The organism is Corallococcus praedator (genome assembly GCF_003612125.1).
Taxonomy (GTDB): Bacteria; Myxococcota; Myxococcia; order Myxococcales; family Myxococcaceae; genus Corallococcus; species Corallococcus praedator.
The window spans coordinates 1-4,092 of record NZ_RAWI01000591.1 but is presented as its reverse complement, the minus strand read 5'-3'; the positions used below and the strand labels follow the sequence as shown (position 1 = coordinate 4,092).

Here is a 4,092-nt window from a genome sequence, read left to right as displayed (position 1 = left end):
CCCCTGCCCCCCTGAAACCCGACCGCCCCCCACGGCCAAGAGCCGTGGGAGGCGGAAGAGCGGGTGCCGGCGGACCGGCGAAGGCGTCCCGCGGGAGACTACGGGGCCGGAGGAACGACGCCCAGGTCGGCGCAGTCCTGCGGGATGATCGTGTACGTGTAGGGCTTCGTCGAGCCCGGCACGCCGCTGTCGGAGCTGTTGCTGCCGCAGCCGGTGATGTCCGTGCCACCGTCCGTGCAGGGCGCGAAGGTGTAGGTGTCCCAGACGCCGCTGATGCCGTTGGGGAACGTCACCGCGCCGCCATCCAGGGCCTCCTTCTGGAAGTCGCAGCGCACTTCCACGCCACCGTCGCTCAGGTTCCGGTCACGGGTCTTGTCGTGGAAGACGAGGATGCCGTTGCCGACCTCGAAGCCGTAATAGATGGGGGGCGTGCCGGAGCTGTCCAGGCGCTTGAGGGCCTCCGGCGTGGGGTTGGTGAGCGTCAGCGGACCGGCCAGGTGCACGCGCGTGCCCAGGAAGGCCGCGCTGTTCTGGGCCGTGCCGAGCGACGCCTCGAGCTGCTCGGCCGTCACCTCGTTGGCCGGGGGCCGGGCGCCCACGCCCGCGTCCGTCGTCTTGGGGGTGATGGCGAGCGGCACGGCGGGCGTGCGCTGGTTGGCCAGGTGGTGACGACGGCCGGAGAACGGCTCGTAGTTGGGCTCCGTGCCGAAGTAGCCCTCGATGTCGACCGTGTCGCCCGGCTGCGGGCGGTACGTGTCCGGCGTGTCCGTGTAGAACTTGTGGATGAACAGGCCTTCCTTCGGGGCGGCCGGATCCGTCACCCAGAAGTACGAGCGCCAGGAGTTGTTGCCCAGCTCGCTCAGCTTCTCGTAGTGCACGTCCGTGACGACCACGTTGCGCAGCGTCGCCTTGCTGCCGAACGACAGCTTGCGCGCCGCGGCGATCTGGTTCGTCGTGCCGGCGTCCGTCGTGCCCGCGTCCGTGCCGGCATCCGTCGTGCCCGCATCCGTGCCCGCGTCCGTGCTGCAGACGCCCGTACAGCCGGCGTCGGGGACGGGATCGGGATCCGAGTCACGGCCACCACAGCCGGCGGCCGTGGCCATGGCGGTGGCAGCCAGGAGCGCCGCGGCGCCCAGTTTCTTGCGCAGTTCCATTCGTATGTCTCCGGGGGGTGAGGGCGCCGCGCTTCTTGAAGTCCGACGCCTGTCGGGCTGAGGATTCAGGCCCTTATACCGGCGGCTCACCAGGGCCGGCAAGGAACGGACCGGCACCCTGCCCGTGACATCGTTGTGAATTCAGGAATAGGTGGATCATGCTGCCGCGCGACACGTTTTTGCAGGGTCTGAAGCCCACGCTGCACATCGCGCACCGCGGCGGAGCGTTGGTGGCACCGGAGAACACCCTGGAGGCCTTCCGCCTCGCGGTGGAGAAGCACCACACCGACATGCTGGAGCTCGACGTGCACCTGACGCGCGACGGCGAGGTCATCGTCGCGCACGACGACACGCTGGAGCGCTGCACCAACGGGGAGGGCCCGCTCGCGGCGCTCACCCTGGCGGAGCTGCGCCGCCTGGACGCGGGGTATCGGTTCAGCCCGGACGCGGGGAGCACCTTCCCCTTCCGGGGCCAGGGCGTGCACCTGCCAACACTCCGCGAGGTGCTGCGCGCCTTCCCATCCCTGCGCCTCAACGTGGAGCTCAAGCCGGACGTGCCCGGCGGCGAGGACGTGCTCGCCCGCCTGCTGACCGAGGAAGACGCCCTGGGCCGGGTGTGCCTGGGCAGCGAGCAGGACGCCATCGCGGAGCGGCTGGTGCGGGTGCTGCCCGACGCGTGCCACTTCTATCCGCGCGATGCGCTGGCCGCGTTCATCCTGACGCTCAAGGCCGGCGAGGCGCCGCCGGAGGATGCGCGCTACGCGGTGCTCGACATGCCGCTCTACTTCGGTGAGGTGCGGCTGGTGGATGACGCGCTGCTGAAGGCCGCGGCGGAGCGCGGCAAGTGGATCAACGTGTGGACCGTGGATGATCCGGCGGAGATGGATCGGCTGCTCCACGAGGGCATCGGCGGCATCATGACGGACCGGCCGGACCTGCTCCGCCAGCGAATGGACGCGTCCGGAAAGCCGGGCTAAGCCTTGACGTCCATGCCCCGCCCCACCGCACGCGCGCGTCCGGCGACCCGCGCCGAGCCGCCCTCCTCCAAGGCGCCGCCCCCGGCCGTTTCCGCGCCGGAGCCCAAGCCCGCTGGCCGCAACAGCCTCAAGCCCAAGGTGAACAAGCTCAAGGTGAAGGTGCCGCGCGCCCGGCGCTTCGTGGCGCTCGCGGGCAACATCGGCGCGGGCAAGACGACGGCCGCGAAGATGATCAGCCAGGGCTTCGGCTTCGAGCTGTTCGACGAGCCCGTCATCGACAACCGCTTCCTGCGCGACTACTACGGCGACATGTCGCGGTGGTCGTTCACGCTGCAGCTGGAGTTCCTCATCCGGCGCGTGGAGCACCACGAGCTCATCCACTCCGTCCGGAAGAGCTGCGTGCAGGACCGCACCCTGTACGAGGACCCCGAAATCTTCGCCAAGTACCTGCACGGCCTGGGGCACATGACGAACGCGGAGCTGGACCTGTACTACGAGTACTTCCAGCGGCTGTCGCGCCACATCGTCCGGCCCGACAAGGTCATCTGCTTCGACGTGCCCTCGGAGGAGGTGCTCCTGCAGCGCATCCGCACGCGCGGCCGGGCGGAGGAGAAGGGCATCGGCAAGCAGTTCCTGAAGGGCCTCAACGGCTACTACGCGGGCTTCCCGCAGGTGCTCCAGGAGAAGTACGGCGTGGACTGCCTGGTGGTGGACGTGTCCAAGCAGGACATCCGCCGGGGCCCGGGCCGCGAGGAGTTCCTCGACCGCGTCTCCGCATTCCTGGCCTGACGCCGCGGCATCCGTTACACGCTTCGGGGCCATGCACGACCTGACCCCGAAGAGCCCGCGCGACTCCGAAGTGGTGATGACGCAGCTCATCCTCCCCCCGGACGCCAACAACCTGAACGCCGCGTTCGGCGGGAAGGTGATGCAGTGGATCGACATCTGCGGCGCCGTGGCCGCCCAGCGCCACTGCCGTCAGGTCGTGGTGACGGCGTCCATGGACGACCTGCACTTCCACGCCCCCATCCGCGTCGGGTGGATTGCCCTGCTCCACTCGCGCGTGCTGGCCACGTTCCGCACGTCGCTGGAGGTGGGCGTCACCGTGCACGCGGAGAACCCGCTGACGGGCGAGCGCCACCTCACCACCAGCGCGCTGCTCACCTTCGTGACCCAGGACAAGGACGGCAAGGGCGTGCCCGTGCCCCCCCTGCTCCTGGAGACGGACGCGGAGCGCTCCGCCTTCGCGGAGGCCGAGGCCCGCCGCGCCCAGCGCCGCGGCCGTGGCCAGGAGGAGCAGTCCTGGATGAAGGTGATGAAGCCCGTGGCCGGCGCCTGAGACGCGGGGCCGCTCGCCAGACAGACGAAGGGCCGGGGGCACGCCTGTCTGGCGTCCCAACCCGGCCCCTGCCCTGCTTCAGCGCGTCCTGCGCGGCTCAGGTCGTGAACGACGTGCCGCAACCGCAGGACGACTTGGCGTTCGGATTCTCGAACTTGAAGCCCGCGCCGGTGATGCTGGTGACGTAGTCGATGTGCGTGCCCGACAGGTACTGGGCGCTCAGCGCGTCGGTGGCGATCTTCACGCCGTCCTGCTCCCAGACCTGGTCGCCGGCCTTGGACTCCTTCACGAGGTTCAGGTCGTAGCCCAGGCCGCTGCAGCCGGACGGCACCACGCGGATGGAGAAGAAGTAGTCCTGGAACCCCTGGGCCTGGATGACCGTCTTCACCTGGGCGAGGGCGGCGGCCGTCAACTGGACGGGCACGTTGGCGGCGGGCTGGGAGACCGGCGTGGAGCCGGCGAGGGCGGTGGAAGTGTCCATGTGCTTAAACTCCTCGTGAACAGCGCCTCATAACGCCCTGGCGCCTGAAAAGCCATGGGACCCCACGGGCCCCTTCTGCTGAGAACACAAGATAACCCCCATGCCCATCCCCGAAATCACCCCGGCCGAGCTGGCCCGGCG

Annotated in this window: 5 protein-coding genes; 3 read left to right on the top strand and 2 right to left on the bottom strand. The window is 69.7% G+C overall.

Annotation, left to right across the window (positions count from 1 at the left end; all coding sequences use genetic code 11):
- Positions 1-98 precede the first annotated feature (98 nt).
- Positions 99-1,154 (bottom strand): hypothetical protein, encoded by a 1,056-nt coding sequence (locus tag D7Y13_RS39325; protein ID WP_120538089.1) that lies wholly within the window; start codon positions 1,152-1,154, stop codon positions 99-101.
- A 158-nt stretch (positions 1,155-1,312) separates the two neighbouring features.
- Between D7Y13_RS39325 and D7Y13_RS39320 the strand changes: the two genes are divergently transcribed.
- Genes D7Y13_RS39320 through D7Y13_RS39310 form a run of 3 tightly spaced genes read left to right on the top strand, consistent with a single transcriptional unit; the run spans position 1,313 to position 3,470 of the window.
- Positions 1,313-2,131 carry a glycerophosphodiester phosphodiesterase family protein gene (locus D7Y13_RS39320; RefSeq protein ID WP_120585846.1) on the top strand — a complete coding sequence of 273 codons (819 nt, stop codon included), beginning with the start codon at positions 1,313-1,315 and terminating at the stop codon, positions 2,129-2,131.
- A gap of 12 nt (positions 2,132-2,143) precedes the next feature.
- Positions 2,144-2,920, top strand: a complete 777-nt coding sequence (locus tag D7Y13_RS39315; RefSeq protein WP_120538087.1) for a deoxynucleoside kinase — start codon at positions 2,144-2,146, stop codon at positions 2,918-2,920.
- A 31-nt stretch (positions 2,921-2,951) separates the two neighbouring features.
- Entirely contained in the window at positions 2,952-3,470 is a 519-nt protein-coding gene (locus D7Y13_RS39310) for an acyl-CoA thioesterase (protein ID WP_120538086.1), read from the top strand.
- A 97-nt stretch (positions 3,471-3,567) separates the two neighbouring features.
- Here the strand turns inward: D7Y13_RS39310 and D7Y13_RS39305 are convergent, their stop codons facing one another.
- Positions 3,568-3,951 carry a HesB/IscA family protein gene (locus D7Y13_RS39305; RefSeq protein WP_120585847.1) on the bottom strand — a complete coding sequence of 128 codons (384 nt, stop codon included), beginning with the start codon at positions 3,949-3,951 and terminating at the stop codon, positions 3,568-3,570.
- Positions 3,952-4,092: the final 141 nt, after the last annotated feature.

Bases quoted from the DNA above. Each gene is read 5' to 3' on its own strand.
- D7Y13_RS39315 (WP_120538087.1), top strand. From the start codon at position 2,144: ATGCCCCGCCCCACCGCACGCGCGCGTCCGGCGACCCGCGCCGAGCCG.
- D7Y13_RS39320 (WP_120585846.1), top strand. From the start codon at position 1,313: ATGCTGCCGCGCGACACGTTTTTGCAGGGTCTGAAGCCCACGCTGCAC.
- D7Y13_RS39310 (WP_120538086.1), top strand. From the start codon at position 2,952: ATGCACGACCTGACCCCGAAGAGCCCGCGCGACTCCGAAGTGGTGATG.
- D7Y13_RS39305 (WP_120585847.1), bottom strand. From the start codon at position 3,951: ATGGACACTTCCACCGCCCTCGCCGGCTCCACGCCGGTCTCCCAGCCC.
- D7Y13_RS39325 (WP_120538089.1), bottom strand. From the start codon at position 1,154: ATGGAACTGCGCAAGAAACTGGGCGCCGCGGCGCTCCTGGCTGCCACC.